The following is a 23,808-nucleotide window of genomic DNA, read 5'->3' as shown; positions in this document are numbered from 1 at the left end:
CCATGCCCCTTGCGACGAACGATGTGCGGCGGTTCGCGACCCTGGACGACACCGATCGGGCGATCCTGTCCGAGCTGGCCGCGGACGGCCGGCTGCCGAACAACGCCCTCGCCGAGCGGGTCGGGGTGGCCCCCTCGACGTGCCTGACCCGCACCCGCGCGCTGCGGGAGTGTGGGGCGATCCGCGGGTTCCACGCGGAGGTGGACCCGGCGGCGGTGGGGCTGCCGTTGCAGGCGCTGGTGTCGGTGCGGTTGACCGCGCACGAGCGGGCGGTGGTGGACGCGTTCCGGGCCCGCTCGGTGCGGCTGCCGGGGGTGGTGTCGGTGTTCCACGTGGCGGGCGCGGAGGACTACGTGCTGCACGTGCGGGCCGCCTCGGCGGACGCGCTGCGGGACTTCGTGCTGGACCACCTGGCGGTGGACCCGGCGGTGCTGCACACCCAGACGAGCCTGATCTTCGAACAGGCCCGCGGCCTGGGCTGAGCACCCGGCGCGGGGCACCGCGTGAGCTTGGTTGCCCCGGGGAACAATTCGGGGGCCGGGCGGGTTGGCCAGCCGTGTGATCAACGTACCGCTGTCTGTTCTTGACCTTGCCCCGGTCGCGGCCGGTGCCACGGCCGGCGAGGCCCTGCGGCACACCACCGAGCTGGCACGCCGCACCGAGGAGCTGGGATACCACCGGTTCTGGGTGGCCGAGCACCACAACATGCCGGGGATCGCGAGTTCCGCTCCGGCCGTGCTGCTCGCGCACCTGGCGGCGCACACGTCGACGATCCGGCTGGGCTCGGGCGGGGTGATGCTGCCCAACCACGCGCCGCTGGTGGTGGCCGAGCAGTTCGGCACCCTCGACGCGCTGCACCCGGGCCGGATCGACCTGGGCATCGGCCGCGCCCCGGGCACCGACCAGGTGACCGCGCTGGCGCTGCGCCGGACCATGGAGGGGCTGTCGGCGGAGGGCTTCCCCCGGGAGCTGGCGGACCTGATGAACTACTTCACCGGCGAGCGGCCGGGGCCGATCACGGCCACCCCGGGTCGCGGGCAGCAGCCGGCGATCTGGCTGCTCGGCTCCAGCGGGTTCAGCGCCCAGCTGGCGGGGATGCTGGGGCTGCCGTTCTCGTTCGCGCACCACTTCAGCTCGCAGCACACGCTGCCCGCCCTGGCGCTGTACCGGCAGAGCTTCCGGCCGTCGAAGTGGCTGGCCGAGCCGTACGCGATGGTGGCGGTCAACGCGGTCTGCGCGGACACCGACGAGCGGGCGGAGTGGCTGGCGGGACCGGGCGCGCTGTCGCTGCTGCGGCTGCGCTCGGGTCGACCGGGGCCCCTGGCCACGCCGGACGAGGCGGCGGCGTACCCGTACACCGAGATCGAGCGGGAGTTCGTGGCGCAGCGCCGGGAGGGTCAGGCGATGGGCTCGCCGGAGACCGTACGGCGGCAGCTCGGCGACCTGCTGGCGCGTACCGGCGCGGACGAGCTGATGCTGACCACGCTGGTGTACGACGTGGCCGACCGGGTGCGCTCGTACGAGCTGATCGCCGCGAAGGTGGCCGGTGGCCTGCGCCGGGACGGCTGAAACACGATCTTCACGTCGCCGTCACCGGGGAGACGCGCGGGCCGCCTAGGTTTGTCCCCGGTGGTGGTACGGCATCCCCGGTCGGGACGGGTCGGGGATGCCGCGGTGTGGGGCACCGGGCCGTGGCTGTGCGGATTCCGCGGCTGCGGCCCGGTGCCTGCCCCGTCCGCGACCGCCGTTTCCTTGCCGCCGGCCCAAATTATTGATCAACTCAGGGCGTGGCTGAGCACATGACCCCGGACGAGTTCCGACGCGCCGGGCACGCGGTGGTGGACTGGATCGCCGACTACTGGGCGACGGTGGGGCAGCGCCCGGTGACGTCGCAGGACCCGCCCGGCGCGGTGGTCGCCGGGCTGCCGGCCGGCCCGCCCGAGCACGGCGAGCCCGTGGCGGCCGTCCTCGCCGACCTGGACACGCTGATCGCCCCGCGCCTGACCCACTGGCAGCACCCCGGGTTCTTCGGCTACTTCCCGGCCAACGTCTCCGGGCCCAGCGTGCTGGGCGACCTGGTCAGCTCGGGACTGGGCGTGCAGGGCATGCTCTGGGCCACCGGGCCCGCGTGCACCGAACTGGAGACGGTGATGCTGGACTGGCTCGCCGACCTGCTGGAGCTGCCGAAGCGGTTCCGCGCCGGCTCCGGCGGCGGCGGGGTGATCCAGGATTCCGCGTCCTCGGCGACGCTGGTGGCGACCCTGGTCGCGCTGCACCGGGCCGGCGGCGGCCGGTGGCGCGAGGTCGGCGTCGACCGCCGATACCGCGCCTACACGTCCACCCAGGGCCACTCCTCGATCGAGAAGGCCGCGCGGATCGCCGGGCTGGGCGCCGACGGCGTACGACCGATCGAGGTGGACTCCGAGACGCAGGCGATGTCCCCGGCGGCGCTGCGCGCGGCGATCGAGGCGGACCGGGCCGCCGGCGTGGTACCCGCCATCGTGGTGGCCACCGTCGGGACCACGTCCACGACCGCGATCGACCCGCTGCCGGAGATCGGCGCGATCTGCGCCGAGTACGGCGTCTTCCTGCACGTCGACGCCGCGTACGCGGGGGCGGCGGCGGTCTGCCCGGAGCTGCGGTTCGGGCAGACCGGCCTGGAGTACGCCGATTCGTACTGTTTCGACCCACACAAGTGGCTGCTCACCGGCTTCGACTGCGACGCGTTCTGGGTCGCCGACACCGCCGAACTGATCGAGGCGCTGACCGTGCTGCCGGAGTACCTGCGCAACGCCGCCACCGAATCCGGCGCGGTGATCGACTACCGGGACTGGCAGGTGCCGCTGGGCCGCCGGTTCCGGGCGCTGAAGCTCTGGTTCGTGCTGCGCTGGTACGGCGCCGAGGGGCTGCGGGCGCACATCCGGTCCGGGGTGGCACTCGCCGCCCGGTTCGCCGAGCGGGTCCGCGCCGACGACCGGTTCGCGCTGGTGGGGGCACACCCGTACTCGCTGGTCTGCTTCCGGCTGCGCGCCGACGACGAGGTCAACGCGGAACTGCTGGCCCGGGTCAACGCCACGGGTCGGGTGCACCTGACGCACACCCGGGTGAACGGCCGGTACACGCTGCGCCTGGCCGTCGGCTCGCCGCAGACCACCGAGGCCCACGTCGACGAGGCGTGGTCGCTGCTCCGCGACGCCGCGACCGCCCTCCTGCCCCGCTGACCCGCCACTCCCCCGCTAGCGCGGGTCGGGCGTGCCGGCGGTCGGCACCGGGATCCGGGTGCTCGTGCGAGAGACGGACGCCGGGGCCGGGACCGGGGTCGCGGCGAGGGCCGCCGCGGCGACGGCCCGCGCCCGGCGGGTCCGCAGCAGCGCCCGGACGGCCAGCGCCAGGGCGGCGACCCAGGCGGCGGCGAGCAGCGCGTAGACCGCCGGTCGGGCGGGGCCGCCGAGGTCGGCCGAGCGCATCAGCGTGCGGGCGTTGGTCAACACGATCACGCCGCCGATCGCCGCGCCGAGCAGTTGGGCGGGGACGATCCGGACCAGCCAGGCGGCGACCGGCGCGGCGATCAGGCCACCGACGAGCAGCGCGGCCACCATGGGCAGCAGGAAGCCCTCCGCGCCGAGGCCGATGAGGAAGCCGATGCTGGCGGCACCGGCGACCACGAACTCGGCCGTGTCCACCGAGCCGATCACCCGGCGGGGCTCCAGCCGGCCGCTGACCAGCAGGGCCGGCGTGGCGACCGGCCCCCACCCGCCGCCGCCCGTGGCGTCGACGAAGCCGGCGACCAGGCCGAGCGGGCCCAGGAAGCGCCCCCGCAGCCGACCGGCCCGCCGGTCGGTGCGCAGCGGGCGGGAGAAGCGCACCAGCAGGTACGCGCCGAGCGTGAACAGGATGCCGGCCATCCACGGGGCCGCCGACTCGGTGGAGATCGTGCTGAGGAAGGTCGCGCCGGCGAACGCGCCGACCGCGCCGGGGACGGCGATCCGGGCCACCACCCGCCAGTCGACGTTGCCGAACCGCCAGTGCGCCACCCCGGCGGCGAGCGTGGTGCCGATCTCGGCCAGGTGCACCGACGCCGACGCGGCGGCCGGGGCGACGCCCACGAGCAGCAGCAGCGTGGAGGAGGTCAGCCCGTACGCCATGCCGAGCGCGCCGTCGACGAGTTGCGCGACGAGCCCGACCAGTGCGAGGACCAGCAGCTTGCGCACGAGCGCCCCCTGACTTTTCGGCATCTCCTATCGACTTGGTCGACAATGCGGCACGCGGGGTGCCGGGGTCAAGACTCCGACCGGTCAGTGAGACGACAGTGACGCGGATCCGGCGACAGGGGCGACGGTGACGCCGGCCCGGCGACAGGGGCGACGGTGACGCCGGCCCGGCGACAGGGGCGACGGTGACGCCGGCCCGGCGACAGGGGCGACGGTGACGCCGGCCCGGACGGCGCGGCGACGCGTCGACCGCCGGCGCGCGAGCCCCGGCGCCGGCCGGTTCGGCCCGGATCAGGTCCAGGCGCGGGGGTCGGCGGCCAGCTCCGTGACCCGCTCGGGCAGGGTGCCGGCGGCCACGTCGGCGACGGTGACCAGCTCCAGGATCTGGCGTTCGCTGGCCCGCAGGGCGATCCAGACCTCCTGGAGGGACCGGGCGGCGCCGTGGTAGCCGAGCTCCTCGGGCCGCTGCCCGCGTACGTGCGCGAGCGGGCCGTCGATCACCCGGATCACCTCGGCCAGCGAGATCTCCCCGCCCGGCCGCGCCAGCCAGTAGCCGCCCTCGGGGCCGCGCTGGGCGTGCACGATGCCGCCGCGGCGCAGTTGCAGCAGGATGCTCTCCAGGAACTTCGGCGGGATCTCCTGGGCGCGGGCGATCTGCTCGGCGGTCACCGGCCGACCTCGCCCGGCCCCGGCGCCGCCGGTCACCGAGGCGAGCTCGGCGACCGCACGGAGGGCGTAGTCGACCCGGGCGGAGAGGCGCATGCCGGCAAGGTTAACCCGCTGGTCGCCCCGGCCGACCGATCACCCCTCGGCCGATCGGCCGACGGCGATGTGCCGCCCCGGCTCGGCGTCACTCCCCGACGCGGCGCAGCAGCCCCTCCTGCACGGCACTGGCGATGTGTCGGCCGTCCGTGGTGAACAGGCGACCCGTGGCGAGCCCCCGCGCGCCGGAGGCGGACGGGCTCCAGCAGTCGTAGAGGAACCACTCGTCGGCGCGGAACGGCCGGTGGAACCACAGCGCGTGGTCGAGGCTGGCCCCCACCACCCCGCCGGGGCCCCAGACCTCGCCGTGCACCGACAGCACCGAGTCGAGCAGGGTCAGGTCGGAGGCGTACGTCAGCGCGCAGGCGTGCAGCAGCGGATCGTCGGGCAGCTTGCCGTCGATGCGCATCCAGACCCGCTGGTGCGGGTCGGCCGGCCGGTCGCCGGGGCGCACCCAACCGGGCTCGCCCACGTAGCGCACGTCGATCGGGCGCGGGATCTGCGCCCAGATGCCGAGCCGCTCGGGGTAGCGGGAGAGCCGGTCGGTCATCGTCGGGACCTCGTCCGGCCCCGGCACGTCGGGCGGCGTGGGCGCGTGGTGGTCCAGGCCCTCCTCGGGACGGTGGAACGACGCCGACATGAAGAAGATCGGCTTGCCGTGCTGGAGCGCCACGGAGCGGCGCACCGAGAAGGAGCGGCCGTCGCGGATGTTCTCCACCTCGTACACGATCGGCTCGCTCGGGTCGCCGGCGCGCACGAAGTAGCCGTGCAGGGAGTGCACGAAGCGCGCCGGGTCGACCGTCCGGCCGGCGGCCACCAGGGCCTGGCCGGCGACCTGGCCGCCGTACACCCGCTGGGGGCCGACCGGCGGGCTCATCCCCCGGAAGGTCATCTCGCCGGTGTGCTCCAGGTCGAGCACCTCGAGGAGCTGGTCGACCGCGGCCTGGCCGACCGCGACCTCCGCGGCACTCACTGAAGTGCTCGCGCGGACGCCGCGTCGACCAACGACCCGAGCTGGTGTACGCGCAGCGTGTTGGTCGAGCCGGGGGTGCCGGGCGGGCTGCCGGCGACGATCACCACGTGGTCGCCGGGGTTGGCCCGGTTGAGCCCGAGCAGCGCCTGGTCGACCTGGCGGAACATGTCGTCGGTGTGCTCGACGAACGGCATCAGGAAGGTCTCCACGCCCCAGGAGAGGGCGAGCTGGTTGCGCACCTCGGGCACCGGGGTGAACGCGAGCAGCGGCAGGTCGCAGTGCAGCCGGGACAGCCGCCGCACGGTGTCGCCGGTCTGCGAGAACGCCACCAGGGCCTTCGCGCCGATGGCCCGGGCGATCGAGGACGCCCCGACGGTGAGCGCGCCGCCGTGCGTACGCGGGTCGTGCTGGAGGCGCGGCACCCCGATCGAGCCGGACTCGGTGGTGGTGACGATCTTCGCCATGGTGCTGACGGTGAGCACCGGGTACTTGCCGACGCTGGTCTCGCCGGAGAGCATCACCGCGTCCGCCCCGTCGAGCACGGCGTTGGCCACGTCGGAGGCCTCGGCGCGGGTCGGGCGCGAATTCTCGATCATCGAGTCGAGCATCTGGGTGGCCACGATGACCGGCTTGGCGTTCTCCCGGCAGAGCTGCACGGCGCGCTTCTGCACCAGCGGGACCTGGTCGAGCGGCAGCTCCACACCGAGGTCGCCGCGGGCGACCATGACCCCGTCGAAGGCCAGCACGATCTGCTCCAGGCAGTCGACCGCCTCGGGCTTCTCCACCTTGGCCAGCACCGGCCGGTGCACCCCGACCTCGGTCATGATGCCGTGCACCAGCTTGATGTCGTCGGCGGAGCGGACGAAGGAGAGCGCGATCAGGTCGACGCCGAGGCCGAGGGCGAAGCGCAGGTCCTCGGCGTCCTTCTCGGACATCGCCGGGACGCTGACCGCCACGTTGGGCAGCGAGACGCCCTTGTTGTTGGAGACCGGGCCGCCCTCGGTGACCAGGCAGCGGATGTCGTTGCCGGTGACGTCGGTGACCTCGACGGCGACCCGGCCGTCGTCGATCAGCAGCCGGTCGCCGGGCTTGACCTCCTGCGGAAGCTTCCGGTAGGTGCAGGAGACCCGGTCCTTCGTGCCGAGGACGTCGTCGCCGGTGATCACGACCGAGTCGCCGGTGCGCCACTCGTGCGGGCCGTCGGCGAACCGGCCGAGCCGGATCTTCGGACCCTGCAGGTCGGCGAGCACGGCCACCGGGCGTCCGGCCGCCTCCGCGGCCTCGCGGACCAGCCGGTACACCGCCTCGTGGTCGGAGTGGCTGCCGTGGCTGAAGTTGAGTCTCGCCACGTTCATACCGGCCTCGACGAGCCCCCGGATCCGCTCCGGGGACGAGGTGGCAGGACCAAGAGTGCAGACGATCTTCGCGCGGCGTGTCACGCCCATCAGGCTAGTCTCTCCTCCGGGTCGGACTGCGGGCCGACCCCTCGCGGGCTGCGGAAAATTGTCCAACGACGCGCGTCACGCGCGCAGCCGGCGGGCGGAACCCACGCCGGGACGTTGAGACGGCGGGCAACGGCGACCGCGCGCCGGAATCGTACGCCCCCGGCGCCACCGGGCACCGGGGTGCTCCCGGCCGGTGGTCCGGCGTCGGTGGCTGGTTCGCGGCGGCGCGGTCTGCTTCATGGCGCCGCAGGGGGCGTCGGCACGATGGTGACGATGGCGTTACTCGGTCGCGGCTGCCCGACCGGGTCGCTCACGCGCCGGGCGCGGAACCGCTGCGGGACGCCGGCGGCCACGCCCGGGACGGCGGTCCACGCCGCGCGCGACGGCGCCGCGCCGGGCGTCGGCCGGACCACTCAGGTCTGCGTCTTGACCAGTGGGAACTCCAGCGAGCCCGCCGGGCAGAGGAAGGTCATCACGTCCACCCGGTAGAGCCCGGCCTGCACCGCCGGGTCGGCCTCCATCACGCTGCGCACATCGCCCACGGAACCCGTCCGGGCCAAACCGAAGCCGATCGGCGGGTCCGGCTCGCGGGCCTGGCCGTCCACCGAGCCGGCGACCAGGATGATCCCCCGCCGCTGGAGGGCCTGCATGTGCGCGAGGTGCTCGGCCTGCAACCGCTGCACCGTCTCCGCCGGCAGCGCCCGCCCGGCCGCGCCGGGATACAGCACGATGCACTCGTACGTGTCGAGCGCGAAGTCGACCTGCGGCACTCCCGTCATGGGCGCTCCCTCCCGCGTGGCGTCGCGCGGCGACCGTGGTCGACGCCCACCGGCACGGGCCCAGCGTCGCACGTGCGGGCGGCCCGCACGGGTGCTCCGGTCAACTCGGTCCGCGCCCGGCCCGGTTGCCGCCCGACTGCGCCGTTTCGCCCGCACGGCCCCTGTCCACGCCCGGACCACGTCCGCTACAAGGCCAGGCAGTTCGGGCTGATCGGGGTGTCGCGCAGCGCCTGCCCGACCACGGTGTACGTGGTGCCGTCGAGCACGAGCCCGAGGTGCCCGACGACCCGCAGCGGGCACGCCGCCTGGATCAGCACGTTGGTCGCGCCGTCGGCGAGCGAGGCGTTGTCGACCGGCCGGACCAGCTCGTCCTGCCACGTCCGGACGGTGGTCCAGCGGACCGCGCCGGGGGTGTCGTCGCCGCCGTTGAGGTCGGCGAGGAAGTCGGAGCCGATCGACATCTGCTGGCAGGCGACGACTCCCGCGCAGCTGCCGAGGCCGACGACCCGCAGGATGTTCGCGACGTACGTGCCCTGCTGGGGGCTGCCGAGGCTGACGTAGCGGCCGACGGCCGACGCGCCGCCGAGGAACTTCACGTACCAGCGGGAGACCAGTCCGCCCTCGGAGTGGCCGACGACGTCCACCTGGGACGCACCGGTGACGGACCGGACCTGCTCGACGTACGCGGCGAAGGCGCGGGCGGAGTCGCGGATGTCGCCGAAGCCGAGGCCGGGCAACTGGTAAACGAAGACCCGGAAGCCGTCGGCGCGCAGCCGGGCGGCGATCGGCTCGTACGCGATGGATAGGCCGATCAGGCCGCCGACGACGATGACCGGGTTGGCGGTGGCGGTGGCGGTGGCGGCCGGGGCGGTGACGGCCGTGGGGGTGGCGGGACGGTCCGGGGCGGCCGTAGCGGCGCTGGCCGGGACGAGGAGCGCGGCGACCGCGGTGGCGGTGACGAGGATCTTTCGGGGCAGCATGGCTGCACCTCCGGCGGGAGGTACCCGGAAAGCCGGGACGGCGGGTGGGGGATCCGATCGATCGTGGGACGATGATGAGGGCTGCAATTCACGAACGTCAATAAGACGTTACGGGCCGGTAACCGCTTGTCGCGCCGTATGCACGAACCGGCAATTCGCGCGGCGCGCCGATCGACCGCCCGCGCGGCCTGCGACCACGGCTACGAGCTGGAGCTCGTGGCCGACGTGATGTCCGGCTTCGCCGCCGACGAGCACGAGTTCGCCGTCGAGCGGATCTTCCCGCGATTCGGCGCCGTCCGACGCGCCGACGACTACCGCTGAGGCGGCTACGCTGCTCCGATGGCGGAGACCATCGAGGACAGTCCGGTCGGCTGGGTGGCCAGCCACGTGGAGCGTTACCTGGCCACCGACGGCGCCGACGGCGGCAGGTTCCACGGATACGACGCCCTGCTGATCACCACCCGGGGGCGCCGGACGGGCAAGCTGCGACGGACGGCGCTCATCTACGGCCGGGACGGCGACCGGTACCTGCTGGTGGCGTCGAACGGCGGTGCGGCGCGACACCCGGCCTGGTACCTCAACCTCTGCGCCGACCCCGAGGTGCAGGTGCAGGTCGGGGCCGAACGGTTCCGGGGCCGGGCGCGGACCGCCACTGCCGAGGAGCGGCCCCGGTTGTGGCAGGTGATGACCGGCGTCTTCCCGACCTACGCCCGCTACCAGCAGGGGACCGACCGGGAGATTCCCGTCGTCGTGGTCGAGCCGGTGCCTTCCGACGTCGCGCCGTAACGGAACCACCGGTGGAACACCACGGCCGTCTCCGGGCGCCGGTGACGTCCACCGTGTTCCACCGGTCCCGAGGGCCGGGCGCGCTGGCGACGGCCGGGCGCCCTGGCGGCGGAGCGACGGCCGGTCAGCGGAGGAGGCGGAACAGCAGCAGGTAGGCCACGTAGGCGACCGGCACGGCGACGAAGCAGATCAGGAAGCCCAGGTGCACGTAGCGAGGCGGGGTGCCGACGACCAGGGCCGGCCGCCCCCAGCGCCCGAGCACCAGGTAGCCGGCGAAGAACGACAGCGCGGGCAGGCCGGCGCAGATCCAGGCGCCCAGGGTGAACCCGTCGACCAGGCCGACGCCGGAGGCGAGCACCATCACCACCATCAGCACCGCCGCCACGGCCGCGCAGCCCGAATAGACGGCGAGCGCCCGCGTCACCGGCGACCAGGTCGGCAGCAGCGGCGGCTGCTGCGCGAGCAGTTCGGCCTGCTGCCCGTGCCGGTCGGACTCGTCGGCGTAGCGCCGGGCCAACTCCAGCTCGGTGGTCGGGTCGGCCTCCGCCGGGCGCGGGCCCGGCACCCCGCCCGCCGCCGGGGCCGCCCCCGGCGGCAGCGCCAGCCTCGTCTCCCCCACCCCGACCTGGGGATACGCCCCGACCCCCGGCCGCCCCGGCGCGCCGGCTGCGCCGGCGGGCTCCCCCGCCCCCGGTCCGGCGCCGCCGGCCGGCGCGCCGCCCGGAGCGCCGTCGCCGACCGACCCGGCGCCGGGCACGGCGGCCGGCGCGGTGACGGGGCCCGCGGGTGCGGTGGCCGGCGCGGGCGCGGGGCCGGTGGGCACGCCGGAGGCCGGGATGCCGATGGCCTGGCCGAGCTGGTCGAGGCGCTGCCCCTGGGCGGTCAGCCGGTGCTGGAGGTACTCCGCGGCGGCGTGCAGGTTGCGCCGGCGCTCGGCCTCGGCGGCGGCGCCACGCTCACCGGCCCGGCGCCGCTCGGCGAGCTGGCGGGCCAGCGCCGCGTACTCGGAGTAGTCGGACACCGCCTCAGTCCTCCCCGTCCGGGCCGTGCCCGTCGCGGGCGAACGGCACGATGAGCCGGGTGCGCTGGTCGTGCCGGTCGACCAGCAGCGCCCGGTCGGGCCGGGGCGCGTACGCGAGGTCGTGCACCCCGAGGTGCAGCCCGAGCTCGGTGCCGGGCACGTTCAGCGCCACCAGGCAGGCGACGTCGTCGCGGTTGTGCGCGCCGCCGAGGTCGTCGGCGAGCCGGCGCAGCCCGCGCCACCAGCCGAGCAGGTGCACGCCCCGCGCGGGGCCCTGGCGCAGCAGCGCCCCCAGGTCGTCGTGGCCGGAGCGGAACGTCTCCGGGTCGGTGGCGGCGAGCGCGGCGCTGGCGGCGTCCATCCCGAACACGACGAGGTAGGTGCGGCCGGTGTCCGGCGCGGCACTGCCCTCCGGCCGGGCCGGGGTGGTCGGGCCGGACGCCGCGGTGGGGGCCGACAGCCCGGCGGCGAGGGTGGCGACGTGCCGGCGCAGGCCGGCGGTGTCGAGGCGGTCGACGGCGTGACCGGCGGCGACCAGGGTGGCGGTGGTGTCGTCGGCGGCGGGCTCGGCGGCGGCGACCAGCGGGGCGAGGAGGAACCGGGCGTCGCCCGGGGCGTGCTGGCGGGCGAGGCTCAGGGTGGCCGCCCGCAGCACCTCCGCGCCGGTGGCCGAGGTGCCCACCACGGCCAGGTGCCGGCCCGGGGTGGCGTCCATCATGAACAGCGCGGAGGTGCCGTCCACGTCGACCGTCCGCCCGACCAGGGCGAGCGGGCGACGCCCGCCCGGTCGGAGGCCGGCGAAGGTGGGGTCGTCCTCGACGCGCGCGGTCTCGTAGCCCCTGAACACCGACGGGGGGCGCGCGCCCGCCGGCCGCGCCTGCCACAGCTCGTGCCGCAGCGCGGCCAGCTCGGCCGCTGCGGCGTGGGCGTCGGGGAAGCGGACGACGGTGTCGGCGCCGACCGCCCCGGCGGCGGTGTTGAGCACGGCCGAACCGACGGGCAGGGTGTGGGCGGCCTCGTTCAGCGGGTCGAGCACCCCGCCGCCGCCGGGCAGCGCCACCCGGAGCGCGAACTGACCGAAGATCGCCTCGGCCCGCCCGTAGAGCGCCTCGACGCCGGTCATGCTCTGGCTCGCCAGGACCAGGTGCACGCCGTACGAGCGGCCCTTGCGGGCCAACTCCTCGATCAGGTCGACCGACTCGCGGGCCAGCGCGTCGTTACCGGCGAGCAGCACGTGGAACTCGTCGACCACCGCCACGATCCGGGGCACCGGCGTGTCACGGGGCAGGTCGGCGAGCTTGGTGACGCCGTGCCGCTTGAGCGCGGCGGCCCGCCGCGACAGCTCGCGGCGCAGCTCCCGCAGGACGGCGACGCCGTATTCCCGGTCGGACTCGATGCCGACGGCCCGGGCGTGCGGCAGCCAGGACGGGTCGCGGGGGGTGGGGACGAACTCGGTGAAGCTCACCCCCTCCTTGAAGTCGAGCAGGTAGAGCTGTAGCTCGGCGGGCGAGTAGCGGGCGGCGAGCCCGTAGAGGACGTCGAGCAGGAAGACGGTCTTGCCGACGCCGGTGCGCCCACCGACGAGCCAGTGCGGGGTGGCGTCGTCGAAGGCGACGGTGACCCGGTCCCGGCCGGCGCGGCCGACCACGGTGCGCAGCCCGTTGCCCGCAGACTCGGCCCACCGCCGCTCGGGCAGCAGCTCGGCGAAGCCCACCGCGTCGCCGCGCCGGGCGGCGGCGCCGAGATGGGCGGCGAGGGCCGCCACCGACGCGGCCGGCGGGTCGCCGTCGAGCAGCACGGGGGCCGCCAGGCCGGTGCCGTCGACGCTGAACGGGGCGCCGGGCGGGTCGCCGACGTGGGCGTACCGCTCGGTCAGCCGGACCGTGGTGGTGGCGCCGAGCTGCGGCGGCGGGTCGGCGGACGCGGCGGACGGCTGGCCGGCGACCAGGACGCAGACGGCGGCGGCCGGCCCGGCGTGGGTGAGCGCGGCGAGCCGGGCCGCCTCGCGGGGCGGCGGCGTCGACGCGGCGACGACCAGCAGCAACTCCTGGTCGGGGCGGTCGGCGTGCCGGGCGGCGCGGGCGTGCCGTTCCGCGGCGTCGAGCAGGGCGGCCACCTCGGCCTCGCCGGTGGCGGGCGGGTCGAGCACGCCGGCGTCGACCAGCGGGCGCAGCGGCCCGAAGGTGGCGCCCAGCGCGGCGGTGTCGATCCCGGCGACCCGGACCCCGCCGGGCGGCGCCGTGGCGAGCAGCCGCAGCACGAGCGCCCGCAGCAGGCCGGCCACCCGGGGGTCGCGGGCGTCCGCGTCGACCGCGAGGTGGTGGCCGCCGCCCAGCGGCACGAGGACGGGGAAGGCGCCGTCGGGAGTGGACGCCTCACCGACGCGCACCGGGACGGGCGCGACGGCGACCGGGGTGGCCCCGGGGGTCGGGGTGGCGAGCGCGCCGCCGAGTTCGGCGAGCCGGGCGACGAGCGCGCCCGCGCCGTTCGGGACGGCCGGGGCGGCGTGCCCGGCGAGCGCCCGACGGGCGGTGTCGAGGTGGGACCGGGCCGCGCGGTGCGCCGCGACCGCCTGCCCGTACGCCGACGCGAGCCTGCCCACCCTCTGCTCCCGTCGCCGTCGCCCCGCCTGGTCCTCAAGGACCCTAACGGACACGGGCGACACCCGGACAGTGGCGAGGCGGGCGCGTCGGCCCATCCGCACACCGGGAACCGGTGGGGCGGTGGGGTCAGCCGGAGCGGGGGCAGTCGGCCGGCTGGCCGGCCGGGGGTGCCGTGCCGGTCGGGCGGGAGCGGCGGCGGGCACGGCGTGGTGCGCAGGCTGCGCATTCGTGCGCCTCCCGGCCCGCCCGGGGTCGACCGGTGGCCGGCCGGGGCAGCACGGGGCGGCCGGCCGGCACGTCGCTTCCCGCCGGTCGGACGATCCGTGCGACGGCCCGGACGGGCCGGACGGACCGCACCGCGCTCGACGCCGGCCGGACGACGCGGGCCGCCGTCGAGGCGACCCGACGCACCGGACGCCGCACCGCCGGCACGGCCAGCGCCAGGGCGACCCGCCGGCGCAGCGGGCGCCCACGCAGTCGGTCGAGCCCGATCCCCGCCACCACGGTGGCGATCGCCGTCACCGTCCCGGCCAGCACGAGGGTCTGCCGGGGGCCCGCGTGCTCGGAGAGCCAGCCGAGCAGCGGCGCGCCGACCGCGGCGGAGACGGAGCCGGTGACCGCCAGCGCGGCCAGCACCCGGCCCCGCATCGCGTAGTCGGTGTCGAGCTGGGCCCGGGCGCCGACGGTGGTGTCGATGACCACGGCCGCGGCGGCGACCGGCAGGATCACCGCCGCGAAGCTCAGGGTGCCCGGGGCCAGGCCGGCGACGATCTGCAGCACGCTGGCCAGCAGGCCGGCAGCGAGCAGGATCCCGTAGCCCAGCTCACGCCGCCGGGCCGCGACGAGGGCGCCGAGCACCGTGCCGATCGCGAAGACGGTGGAGAGGAACCCGTAGCCGGAGGCACCGCCGCCCAGTGGTCCGTCGCTCATGGCCGCCATGGTCACCTGGTAGTTGCGGCCGAGGCTGCCGAGCACGAACGACAGGGCGAGCGCGACGAGCACCACCGGCTGGCGCAGCAGATAGCGGAAGCCGGCGACGATGCCGCCGTCCGCCTGCTCCGCGTCGGCCGGCGCCGGCTCCCCCGCGTGCAGCTCCCGCTCGCGTACGGCGAACAGGGCCACCACCACCGCGACGAAGCTGGCGGCGTTGACCGCGAAGAGCAGCGCGGGGCCGACGGCGGCGACCAGGACGGCGCCGGCGCTCATACCGAGGATGCGGCCGGCCGAGTTGGTCAGCGAGCCGAGCGCCAGGGCGTTGCCGAGGCTCTCCCGGTCCACCAGGGTCGAGCACCAGCGGCCCATCACCGGACCCTCGATGGCCGAGACCGCGCCGGTCACCAGCGAGATCGCGTAGATCGCCGGGAGGCCGCCCACGCCGGTGACGGCGACCAGCGCCAGCCCGGCCGCCAGGGCCGCGTGGAGCGCCTGGGCGATGATCAGCAGCGGCTTCGCGCGCAGCCGGTCGGCCAGCGCCCCGCCCCAGACGCTGAGCAGCAGGGTGGGAAGGGCCTGGAGCAGGACGGTGAAGCCCATCGACGTCGCCGAGCCGGTCTCGGCGAGCACGTACCAGTTCACGCCCAGGACCTGCATCCAGGTCCCGACGACGGACACGAACCCGGCGGCGGCCCAGATCCGGTAGTTCCGGTGGCGCAGCGCGGCGAACACGACTGATTCCCCCGTGGGACGGCGACATGACGGTGCCGAACCCGGGTGCGGTGCGCGGCAGCCGCCAAGTCTGGCGGCAATTAAACCGATTTGCCGTCTTTCGTGAGGCGGCTCACGCAATGTGGCCCCGGCCTGCCAGGCGCAGGCCGGGACCACGTCGGGTCCGAGCGGGTGGTCAGCGGGCCGCGAGCGGCTGCCGGGCCGGGTCCACCGGGGCCGGGAGCGTTCCGACCCCGCCGAGGTACGCGTGGATCGCGGCGGCCGCCGCCCGCCCCTCGGCGATCGCCCAGACGATCAGCGAGGCGCCCCGGTGCATGTCACCGGCGACGAAGACGCCATCGACGGCGGTCTGCCAGTCCGGCCGGGCGTCGACCGCCCCGCGCGCGTTGCGGACGACCCCGAACTGGTCGAGCAGCGGCTGCTCCTCGGTGCCCTCGAAACCGATGGCCAACAGCACCAGGTCGGCCGGCAGCTCCCGCTCCGAGCCGGGCAGCGGGGTGACGATCCGCCGCCCGTCCCGCTTCTCCACGCTCACCTCGGCGATCCGCACCGCCCGCACCTGCCCGGTGCCGTCGTCGACGAACTCCTGCACCGCGACGGCGAAGACCCGCTCGCCGCCCTCCTCGTGCGCCGGGTAGCTGCGCAGGAGCCACGGCCAGGTCGGCCACGGGTCCCGGGCCTCGTCGCGGGCCTGCGGCGGCTGCGGGTAGAGGTCGAGCTGGTGTACGCCGGCCGTGCCCTGCCGGTGCGCCACGCCGAGGCAGTCCGCCGCCGTGTCGCCGCCACCGATGATCACCACGTGCTTCCCGGCCGCGTCGATGGGCGTGCCGTCGGGCAGCACGGCGGTGTCGGGCCGGCCGCCGGCCGCCGCGGCGACCACCCGGTTGGCCGCGACGAGGTGCTCCATCGCCTGGTGCACGCCGCGCAGGTGCCGGCCCGGGGTCTCCGGGGTGTCCCGGCCCTGCAACGCGCCGCAGGCGAGCAGCACCGCGTCGTGCTCGGCGCGCACCTGCTCGGCGGTGACGTCGACGCCGACGTTCACCCCGGTGCGGAAGCGCACGCCCTCGGCGGCGAGCTGGGCCAGCCGCCGGTCGATGTGGGCCTTCTCCAGCTTGAAGTCGGGGATGCCGTACCGGAGCAGGCCACCGATCGCGTCGTCGCGCTCGTACACCGTCACGGCGTGACCTGCGCGGGCGAGCTGCTGCGCGGCGGCGAGGCCGGCGGGCCCGGAACCGACCACGGCGACCGAGCGGCCGGTCGGCGCGGGCACCGGGCGTGGCAGCAGGCCGCCCCGCGCGACGGCCGCGTCGGCGATCTCCACCTCGACCTGCTTGATGGTGACCGGCTGGCCACCGCCGATGCCGAGCACGCAGGCCGCCTCGCAGGGCGCCGGGCAGAGCCGGCCGGTGAACTCCGGGAAGTTGTTGGTGGCGTGCAGCGACTCCACCGCCGCGTCCCAGCCGCCCGTGCGGACCAGGTCGTTCCAGTCGGGGATGCGGTTGCCCAGCGGGCAGCCGTCGTGGCAGAACGGGATGCCGCAGTCCATGCAGCGGGTGGCCTGCTCGCGGATCAGCTCCTCGCCGGCCGGCGGGTAGACCTCCCGCCAGTCGCTGATCCGCACCGGCACCGGGCGGCGCGCCGGCAGCCGCCGGTCGTAGCGCAGGAAACCGTTCGGGTCAGGCACGAGCCACCTCCTGGACCGCCGCCCGCGGGGCGGGCGTGGTCGGCATGGACTTCGCGGCGGGCGCGGAGAGCGCGCTCATCACCGCGTCGTCGACGTCGCGGCCGGCGGCTTCGGCGGCCCGCATGATCTCCAGCACCCGGCGGTAGTCCCGGGGCACCACCGCGGTGAACTCCGCCACCGCCTCCGGCCAGCGCTTGAGCAGTTCCTCGGCGACCGCCGAGTCGGTCTCGGCGAAGTGCCGCTGCACCAGCTCGTGCAGCACGGCCTGCTCCTCCTCGGACAGCGGGGCCAGGTCGACCAGCTCCGCGTTGACCCGGCGACGGTCCAGCCGGTACACGAACGCGGTCCCGCCGGACATGCCGGCGGCGAAGTTGCGGCCGGTCGGCCCCAGCACCACCACGGTCCCGCCGGTCATGTACTCGCAGCCGTGGTCGCCGACGCCCTCGACGACGGCCAGCGCGCCGGAGTTGCGCACCGCGAACCGCTCCCCCACCCGCCCGCGCAGGAAGATTTCGCCCGCGGTGGCGCCGTAGAGGATGGTGTTGCCGGCGATGGTCTGGTCCTCGGCCCGCTCCCCCGGTGCGGCGTCGCCGTCGACGAAGGGGGCGGCGGCGTCCGGCCGCACGATGAGCCGGCCGCCGGAGAGGCCCTTGCCGACGTAGTCGTTGGCGTCGCCGTGCAGCCGCAGGGTGACCCCGCGCGGCAGGAACGCGCCGAACGACTGCCCGGCGGTGCCGCGCAGCGTGAACTCGACCGTGTCGGCGGGCAGGCCGGCTCCGCCGAAGCGGCGGGTCACCTCGCCGCCCAGCATCGCGCCGACGCTGCGGTGCTCGTTGCGCACCGCCACCTCGACCCGTACGGGCGTGCCGTCGCGCAGCGCCGGCCCGGCGAGGGCGATCAACTCGTTGTCCAGCGCCAGGTCCAGGCCGTGGTCCTGGGCGCGGACGCCCCGGCGGGCGGCGCCGGCCGGCAGCTCCGGCAGGTGCAGCACGGGGGTCAGGTCGAGCCCGCCGGCCTTCCAGTGCGCGATCGCTGGGGCGACGTCGAGCAGCTCGGCGTGCCCGATGGCCTCCTCGATCGAGCGGAAGCCCAGCTCGGCCAGGTAGCCGCGGACCTCCTCGGCGAGGAAGAGGAAGAAGTTCTCCACGAACTCCGGCCGGCCGGTGAAGCGTTCCCGCAGCACCGGGTTCTGGGTGGCGATGCCGACCGGGCAGGTGTCCAGGTGGCACACCCGCATCATCACGCAGCCCTCGACGATCAGCGGGGCGGTGGCGAAGCCGAACTCCTCGGCGCCGAGCAGCGCCGCGACCAGCACGTCCCGGCCGGTCTTGAGCTGGCCGTCGACCTGCACGGTGACCCGGTCGCGCAGCTTGTTGAGCAGCAGCGTCTGCTGCGCCTCGGCCAACCCCAGCTCCCACGGGGTGCCGGCGTGCTTGAGCGAGTTCAGCGGGGACGCGCCGGTGCCGCCGTCATGGCCGGAGATCAGGATGACGTCGGCCTTGAGCTTCGCCACGCCCGCCGCCACGGTGCCGACGCCGACCTCGCTGACGAGCTTGACGTGCACCCGCGCGGACGGGTTGACGCACTTCAGGTCGTGGACGAGCTGGGCGAGGTCCTCGATGGAGTAGATGTCGTGGTGCGGCGGCGGGGAGATCAGGCCGACGCCCGGCGTGGCGTGCCGGGTGCGGGCGATCCACGGCCAGACCTTGTTGCCGGGCAGCTGCCCGCCCTCGCCGGGCTTGGCGCCCTGGGCCATCTTGATCTGGAGGTCGTCGGCGTTGACCAGGTATTCGCTGGTCACCCCGAACCGGCCGCTGGCGATCTGCTTCACGGCGGAGCGGCGGGCCGGGTCGTGCAGCCGCTCGACGTCCTCGCCGCCCTCGCCGGTGTTGGACTTGCCGCCGAGGCGGTTCATGGCGATCGCGAGGGTCTCGTGCGCCTCCGCCGAGATCGACCCGTACGACATGGCGCCGGTGGCGAACCGCTTGACGATCTCGGTGGCCGGCTCGACCTCGTCGAGGGGCACCGCCGGCCGCACGCCGGTACGCAGGGTGAACAGCCCGCGCAGCGAGCCGGCCTTCGCGGCCAGCTCGTCGACCTTCGCCGTGTACTGGCGGAAGACGTCGTACTGGCGGCTGCGGGTGGCGTGCTGGAGCAGGAAGACCGTCTCCGGGTTGAACAGGTGCAGCTCACCCTCGCGGCGCCACTGGTACTCGCCGCCCACCGCCAGCCGCCCGGAGGACTCGGCGCCCGGCTCCGGCCAGGCCACGGCGTGCCGGGCGGCGACCTCGGCGTGGATGCCGTCCAGCCCGATCCCGCCGATCTTGCTCGGGGTGCCACGGAAGTAGCGGTCGACCAGCCGGGAGTCCAGCCCGACGGCCTCGAAGACCTGCGCCCCGCAGTACGACGACACCGTCGAGATGCCCATCTTGGACATGATCTTCAGGACACCCTTGCCGAGGCCCTTGACGTAGTTGCGAACCGCCTTCACCGGCTCGACGCCGACGAGCGCGCCGGTGGAGATCATGTCCTCCACCGACTCGAAGGCCAGGTACGGGTTGACCGCCGCCGCGCCGTAGCCGATCAGCACGGCCGCGTGGTGCACCTCGCGGCAGTCGCCGGACTCGACGACCAGCGCCACCTGGGTGCGGGTCTGCTCGCGGACCAGGTGCTGGTGCACGGCGGCGGTGAGCAGCAGCGACGGGATCGGGGCGAGGTCGGCGTTGGAGTCCCGGTCCGACAGCACCAGGATGCGTACGCCGTCCTCGATCGCCTCGGAGACGTGCCGACAGATCTCGGTCAGCCGGGCCTTGATCCCCGCGCCGCCCTCCCGGACGCGGTAGAGCCCGGAGACCCGGACGGCCTTGAAGCCCGGCAGGTCGCCGTCCTCGTCGATGGAGAGGATCTTGGCCAGCTCGTCGTTGTCGATCACCGGGTACGGCAGCACGATCTGCCGGCAGCTCGCCGGGCCCGGGTCGAGCAGGTTGCCCTCCGGGCCGATCGTCGACGCCAGGCTGGTCACCAGCTCCTCGCGGATGGCGTCCAGCGGCGGGTTGGTGACCTGCGCGAAGAGCTGGTGGAAGTAGTCGTAGAGCAGCCGCGGCCGGGTGGACAGCGGGGCGATCGGGGTGTCGGTGCCCATCGAGCCGAGCGGCTCGGCGCCCGTCCGCGCCATCGGCGCGAGCAGGATCTTCAGCTCCTCCTCGGTGTAGCCGAAGGTCTGCTGCCGGCGGCGCACCGAGTCGTGGGTGTAGACGATGTGCTCGCGCGGGGGCAGGTCGGTCAGCTCGATCAGGCCGGCGTGCAGCCACTCGGCGTACGGCTGCGCGGCGGCCAGCTCCGCCTTGATCTCGTCGTCGTGCACGATCCGCCCGGCGACGGTGTCGACCAGGAACATCTTCCCCGGCTGGAGGCGGCCCTTGGCGACCACCCGGGCGGGGTCGAGGTCGAGCACGCCGGCCTCGCTGCCGAGCACCACCAGGCCGTCGTCCGTCCGCCACCAGCGGCCCGGGCGCAACCCGTTGCGGTCGAGCACGGCGCCGACGATCTCGCCGTCGGTGAAGGCGACCGAGGCCGGCCCGTCCCACGGCTCCATGAGGCTCGCGTGGAAGCGGTAGAAGGCCCGCTTGTCGGGGGCCATGTCCGGGTCGTTCTCCCACGCCTCGGGGATCATCATCAGCACCGCGTGCGGCAGGCTCCGCCCGGCCAGGTGTAGCAGTTCGAGGACCTCGTCGAAGTTCGCCGAGTCGGAGGCGGCGGGGGTGCAGACCGGGAAGACCCGGCGGACGTTGCCGGGGAGGTTCGGGCTCCGCAGCAGCGCCTCGCGGGCCTGCATCCAGTTCCGGTTGCCCCGGATGGTGTTGATCTCGCCGTTGTGCGCGATGAGCCGGTACGGGTGCGCCAGCGGCCAGGACGGGAACGTGTTGGTGGAGAACCGGGAGTGCACCAGCGCGATCGCGCTCTCCACCCGCTCGTCGGTCAGCTCCGGGTAGAACGCGGGGAGCTGGTCGGGGGTGAGCATGCCCTTCCAGACCATGGTCCGCGCGGACAGCGACGGGAAGTACGCCGGCACTCCCCGCTCGGCGCTCTCCCGCTCGGCCTGCTTGCGCACGCAGAACGCCACCCGCTCCAGCTCGATGCCGCCCAGCGGCGACCCGGCCGGCCCGGCGGGCGAGTCGGTGAGCCGGTGCGCGGCGAGGAACAGCTGCCGGACCCGGGGCATCGCCGCGAGGGCGGTCTCGCCGAGGCCGCTCGGGTCGACCGGCACGTCCCGCCAGCCGAGCAGGTCGGCCCCCTCGACCAGCGCGTACTTCTCCACCACGCGGCGGGCCCGGGCCTCGGCAGCGTCGTCGTCGGGGAGGAACACCAGGCCGGTGGCGTACGCTCCGGCGGGCGGCAGCGGGAAGTCGACCACCGCGCGCAGGAACGCGTCCGGCACCTGGATCATGATCCCCGCGCCGTCGCCGGTGTTCGGTTCCGCGCCACGGGCTCCCCGGTGGTCCAGTCGGCAGAGCGCGTCGAGGCCGTTGACCACGACCGCGTGCGAGCGCCGTCCGTGCAGGTCCGCCACGAAGGCCACACCGCAGGCGTCGTGCTCCTGGGCGGGGTCGTAGAGCCCGGCCGCGGGCGCTCCCGGGCCGAGGTGCGGGGCCTGCTGGGGGCTGCGGTGAGGGTACGGAAAGGCCACCGGGCCTCCTGTCGTCACTCAGGATGGATCTGGATCGGGACGACGTCGGCCCTCAGGGGTCTATTGAGTCTACGTTAGGGTCCGGCGCGCAAGGCCAGTGCAGATTGATCACACCTTCCAGAGTGTGGGACGTGTAGTCTCGCCCGGTGGATCGCCTGCCGAAGGACCTGTTCGACCGGTTGGAACGCTTCTACGACGCGGTGCCCCGGGACGTCGCCCGGACGGAGGAGCACGGCGCACTCGTGCTGTTCGTCCGGAACGGGGCCGGCTGGCCGTTCTACGCGCGGCCCCGGCTCGACGCCACCGAGCCGCCGTCGCTGGCCGACGTCGCGGCGGTGCGCGAACGGCAGCGCGAACTCGGCCTGCCCGAGGCCCTCGAGTGGGTGCACGAGACGACCCCGGACCTGCTCGCGGTGGCCCGGTCGGCGGGCCTGTCCGTGCTGGAGGCTCCGCTGATGGTGCTCGACCCGGGCGCCCTGCCCGACCCGGGCACCCTCACTGACGTGCCGGTGCGGCTGCTCGACCCGGCGGGACCCGGCTTCGCGGCGGACGTGGCCGCGCAACGAGCGGTCGCCGCCGTCGGGTTCGCCGCGCCCGGCACCGACCGCGGCGAGGCCGGCCCCGCGCAGCGGGACGCCGCCGTGGCCGGGTTGGACGAGGCGGCGCTGGACGAGGAGCGGGCCCGGATCGCCGACGGTCGGCGACTGTCGGCGCTGGTCGGCACGCCCGCCGACGGCGCGCTGGCCAGCGGCATGGCGATGCGGGTCGACGACGTGGCCGAGATCGCCGGGATCGCCACCCTGCCGGCCGCCCGCCGCCGCGGCCTGGGCGCGGCGGTCACGGCCGCGCTGGCCCGCGCGCTGCTCGCCGCCGGCACCGACCTGGTCTTCCTCTCCGCCGGCAGCGAGGACATCGCCCGGGTCTACCTCCGCGTCGGCTTCCGCCGCGTCGGCACCGCCTGCATCGCCGAGCCCGCCCCCGTCACCCCCTGACGCCCGCCCCGGCGGGGTGGGGTGGGCGGGTCAGGTCGGGGGCCGCCACTGGGCGGCCGTGGTGGCGGCAGTGGAGAGCAGGCGGGGCGTGATCGTGCCGAGGGCGGCGTCGCGGGCGCGCAGCGCCAGCGGGCCCCGGGCCTTCAGCACCGCCGACATCCGGCGGGTCTGCCGGACCACCGTCGCCGCGCGGGGGCGGCGCACCCGGTCGTACGCGACCACGGCGTCGGGCAGTCGGGACTCGCGCAGCAGCGAGGCGAGGGTCGCCGCGTCCTCGAAGGCGAGGCAGGCGCCCTGGCCGAGGTGCGGCGGCATGGCGTGCGCGGCGTCGCCGAGCAGCACCACCCCGCCCGGGCCGGCCGGGAAACCGTACGACCTGGGCAGCGGTCGCAGCTCGCGGATCTCCTGCTGCACCAGGTCCGCCGGGTCGGTGGCGTCGAGCAGCTCGGCGATCGGCGCGGGCCAGCCCGCGTACCAGCGGCGCAGCAGGGCCAGCTGGGTCTCCGGCGGCTCCGGGCGGGGCGCCCCGGCGGCCGTGGCCACCCAGTAGATGCCGCCCCGGCTGGAGGCGCCGGAGGATCCGCGCTCGCCCAGCGAGGCGGACACGAACCGGTACCCGGCGCCGAGCACCTCGCCGCCGACGGGCCGGTCGGCGGGCAGCTTCGGGGCGCGGTACCAGGGGATCACCGCCCGCCACGCGGCGCAGCCGGAGCTGACCACCCCGGACTCCGGGGCGAGCTGCCGGCGGATCTCGCTGTCGGTGCCGTCCGCGGCGACCACCAGGTCCGCCTCGACGGTGTGCCGGCCGTCGCCGACCGACGGGCGTTGGCCGGGCTCGGCGCGGACCGTCCGCACCGTCACCCCGGTGCGCAGCTCGACCTCGTCGCCCAGCCCGGCGATCAGCGCGTCGTGCAGGTCCTCCCGGTGCACCACCACCGGCATCCGGTCGGCGGGGGTCGGCCGGGGCTGCACCAGCCAGTGGCCGTCCGGGCGGCGTACCCCGCCGTCGGGCAGCGGCGTGGCGATCGCCTCCAGGCCGGCGCCGAGACCGAGGGCGCGCAGCGCGCGTACGCCGTTGGGCCAGAGCGCCACGGCGGTCGGCTCGGGGCGGACCCGGTCGGCGCGCTCCAGCAGGGTGACCCGCCACCCGGAGCGCGCCAGCGCGCCGGCGACCGCGAGGCCACCGATGCCGGCCCCCACCACCACCGCGCTACGCATGT

Annotated in this window: 18 protein-coding genes; 6 read left to right on the top strand and 12 right to left on the bottom strand. The window is 75.4% G+C overall.

Annotation, left to right across the window (positions count from 1 at the left end):
• Positions 1–2: 2 nt before the first annotated feature.
• The 3 genes from ACZ6Q9_RS14405 to ACZ6Q9_RS14395 all read left to right on the top strand — a co-directional run bounded on the left by ACZ6Q9_RS14405 (position 3) and on the right by ACZ6Q9_RS14395 (position 3,221).
• Positions 3–482, top strand: coding sequence for an Lrp/AsnC family transcriptional regulator (locus ACZ6Q9_RS14405; protein ID WP_350682462.1), 480 nt, complete (start codon positions 3–5; stop codon positions 480–482).
• Between the two features lie 76 nt (positions 483–558).
• Positions 559–1,569, top strand: a complete 1,011-nt coding sequence (locus ACZ6Q9_RS14400; protein ID WP_393269035.1) for an LLM class flavin-dependent oxidoreductase — start codon at positions 559–561, stop codon at positions 1,567–1,569.
• Between the two features lie 218 nt (positions 1,570–1,787).
• Positions 1,788–3,221 (top strand): pyridoxal-dependent decarboxylase, encoded by a 1,434-nt coding sequence (locus tag ACZ6Q9_RS14395; protein WP_396827394.1) that lies wholly within the window; start codon positions 1,788–1,790, stop codon positions 3,219–3,221.
• Between the two features lie 15 nt (positions 3,222–3,236).
• Here the strand turns inward: ACZ6Q9_RS14395 and ACZ6Q9_RS14390 are convergent, their stop codons facing one another.
• From ACZ6Q9_RS14390 to ACZ6Q9_RS14365, 6 genes are all read right to left on the bottom strand, one after another.
• Positions 3,237–4,211: a sulfite exporter TauE/SafE family protein gene (locus tag ACZ6Q9_RS14390; RefSeq protein ID WP_396827581.1), complete on the bottom strand. Its 975-nt coding sequence runs from the start codon at positions 4,209–4,211 to the stop codon at positions 3,237–3,239.
• A gap of 291 nt (positions 4,212–4,502) precedes the next feature.
• Entirely contained in the window at positions 4,503–4,973 is a 471-nt protein-coding gene (locus ACZ6Q9_RS14385) for an RrF2 family transcriptional regulator (RefSeq protein ID WP_350709253.1), read from the bottom strand.
• An 88-nt stretch (positions 4,974–5,061) separates the two neighbouring features.
• A complete protein-coding gene (locus tag ACZ6Q9_RS14380) occupies positions 5,062–5,946 on the bottom strand; it encodes an acyl-CoA thioesterase (RefSeq protein WP_350682454.1) in 885 nt (294 codons plus the stop codon).
• The gene (gene pyk / locus ACZ6Q9_RS14375) at positions 5,943–7,391 is read right to left on the bottom strand and encodes a pyruvate kinase (protein ID WP_357701687.1); all 1,449 of its coding nucleotides are present in this window, start codon (positions 7,389–7,391) and stop codon (positions 5,943–5,945) included. The genes ACZ6Q9_RS14380 and pyk overlap by 4 nt, the downstream gene beginning before the upstream one ends.
• A gap of 413 nt (positions 7,392–7,804) precedes the next feature.
• The gene (locus ACZ6Q9_RS14370; protein WP_396827397.1) at positions 7,805–8,170 is read right to left on the bottom strand and encodes a YciI family protein; all 366 of its coding nucleotides are present in this window, start codon (positions 8,168–8,170) and stop codon (positions 7,805–7,807) included.
• Positions 8,171–8,355: 185 nt separating this feature from the next.
• The gene (locus tag ACZ6Q9_RS14365) at positions 8,356–9,150 is read right to left on the bottom strand and encodes a lipase family alpha/beta hydrolase (RefSeq protein ID WP_396827399.1); all 795 of its coding nucleotides are present in this window, start codon (positions 9,148–9,150) and stop codon (positions 8,356–8,358) included.
• A gap of 138 nt (positions 9,151–9,288) precedes the next feature.
• Between ACZ6Q9_RS14365 and ACZ6Q9_RS14360 the strand changes: the two genes are divergently transcribed.
• Together ACZ6Q9_RS14360 and ACZ6Q9_RS14355 are read left to right on the top strand one after the other, a co-directional pair.
• On the top strand, positions 9,289–9,471 hold the full coding sequence (locus ACZ6Q9_RS14360; RefSeq protein WP_396827401.1) for an isochorismatase family protein: 183 nt from the start codon (positions 9,289–9,291) through the stop codon (positions 9,469–9,471).
• A gap of 18 nt (positions 9,472–9,489) precedes the next feature.
• A complete protein-coding gene (locus tag ACZ6Q9_RS14355) occupies positions 9,490–9,936 on the top strand; it encodes a nitroreductase family deazaflavin-dependent oxidoreductase (protein ID WP_393262646.1) in 447 nt (148 codons plus the stop codon).
• A 124-nt stretch (positions 9,937–10,060) separates the two neighbouring features.
• On the opposite strand, the gene ACZ6Q9_RS14350 is transcribed toward ACZ6Q9_RS14355, so the two are convergent.
• From ACZ6Q9_RS14350 to gltB, 5 genes are all read right to left on the bottom strand, one after another.
• Positions 10,061–10,957, bottom strand: coding sequence for a hypothetical protein (locus tag ACZ6Q9_RS14350; protein ID WP_396827403.1), 897 nt, complete (start codon positions 10,955–10,957; stop codon positions 10,061–10,063).
• A 4-nt stretch (positions 10,958–10,961) separates the two neighbouring features.
• On the bottom strand, positions 10,962–13,559 hold the full coding sequence (locus ACZ6Q9_RS14345; protein WP_396827405.1) for an FtsK/SpoIIIE domain-containing protein: 2,598 nt from the start codon (positions 13,557–13,559) through the stop codon (positions 10,962–10,964).
• 127 nt (positions 13,560–13,686) lie between these two features.
• Positions 13,687–15,225 (bottom strand): MFS transporter, encoded by a 1,539-nt coding sequence (locus ACZ6Q9_RS14340; protein ID WP_396827407.1) that lies wholly within the window; start codon positions 15,223–15,225, stop codon positions 13,687–13,689.
• A 175-nt stretch (positions 15,226–15,400) separates the two neighbouring features.
• The gene (locus ACZ6Q9_RS14335; protein WP_393454804.1) at positions 15,401–16,909 is read right to left on the bottom strand and encodes a glutamate synthase subunit beta; all 1,509 of its coding nucleotides are present in this window, start codon (positions 16,907–16,909) and stop codon (positions 15,401–15,403) included.
• Positions 16,902–21,596, bottom strand: coding sequence for a glutamate synthase large subunit (gene gltB, locus ACZ6Q9_RS14330; RefSeq protein WP_396827409.1), 4,695 nt, complete (start codon positions 21,594–21,596; stop codon positions 16,902–16,904). Before gltB ends, ACZ6Q9_RS14335 begins: the two co-directional genes overlap by 8 nt.
• A 155-nt stretch (positions 21,597–21,751) precedes the next feature.
• On the opposite strand from gltB, the gene ACZ6Q9_RS14325 reads away from it, so the two are divergent.
• The gene (locus tag ACZ6Q9_RS14325; RefSeq protein ID WP_393263298.1) at positions 21,752–22,588 is read left to right on the top strand and encodes a GNAT family N-acetyltransferase; all 837 of its coding nucleotides are present in this window, start codon (positions 21,752–21,754) and stop codon (positions 22,586–22,588) included.
• Between the two features lie 30 nt (positions 22,589–22,618).
• Here ACZ6Q9_RS14325 and ACZ6Q9_RS14320 read toward each other — a convergent pair whose 3' ends face one another.
• Positions 22,619–23,806, bottom strand: coding sequence for an FAD-dependent oxidoreductase (locus ACZ6Q9_RS14320; RefSeq protein ID WP_393262661.1), 1,188 nt, complete (start codon positions 23,804–23,806; stop codon positions 22,619–22,621).
• Positions 23,807–23,808 lie beyond the last annotated feature (2 nt).

It is taken from the genome of Micromonospora sp. NPDC049139, from assembly GCF_055586845.1.
The sequence above is the reverse complement of the archived record's forward strand: the minus strand, read 5'-3'. Positions and strand labels throughout refer to the sequence as shown.

Excerpts from the sequence above, each read along its gene's own strand:
- ACZ6Q9_RS14360 (WP_396827401.1), top strand. The coding sequence starts at position 9,289 with ATGCACGAACCGGCAATTCGCGCGGCGCGCCGATCGACCGCCCGCGCG.
- ACZ6Q9_RS14365 (WP_396827399.1), bottom strand. The coding sequence starts at position 9,150 with ATGCTGCCCCGAAAGATCCTCGTCACCGCCACCGCGGTCGCCGCGCTC.
- ACZ6Q9_RS14355 (WP_393262646.1), top strand. The coding sequence starts at position 9,490 with ATGGCGGAGACCATCGAGGACAGTCCGGTCGGCTGGGTGGCCAGCCAC.
- ACZ6Q9_RS14385 (WP_350709253.1), bottom strand. The coding sequence starts at position 4,973 with ATGCGCCTCTCCGCCCGGGTCGACTACGCCCTCCGTGCGGTCGCCGAG.
- ACZ6Q9_RS14405 (WP_350682462.1), top strand. The coding sequence starts at position 3 with ATGCCCCTTGCGACGAACGATGTGCGGCGGTTCGCGACCCTGGACGAC.
- ACZ6Q9_RS14370 (WP_396827397.1), bottom strand. The coding sequence starts at position 8,170 with ATGACGGGAGTGCCGCAGGTCGACTTCGCGCTCGACACGTACGAGTGC.
- pyk (WP_357701687.1), bottom strand. The coding sequence starts at position 7,391 with ATGGGCGTGACACGCCGCGCGAAGATCGTCTGCACTCTTGGTCCTGCC.
- ACZ6Q9_RS14320 (WP_393262661.1), bottom strand. The coding sequence starts at position 23,806 with ATGCGTAGCGCGGTGGTGGTGGGGGCCGGCATCGGTGGCCTCGCGGTC.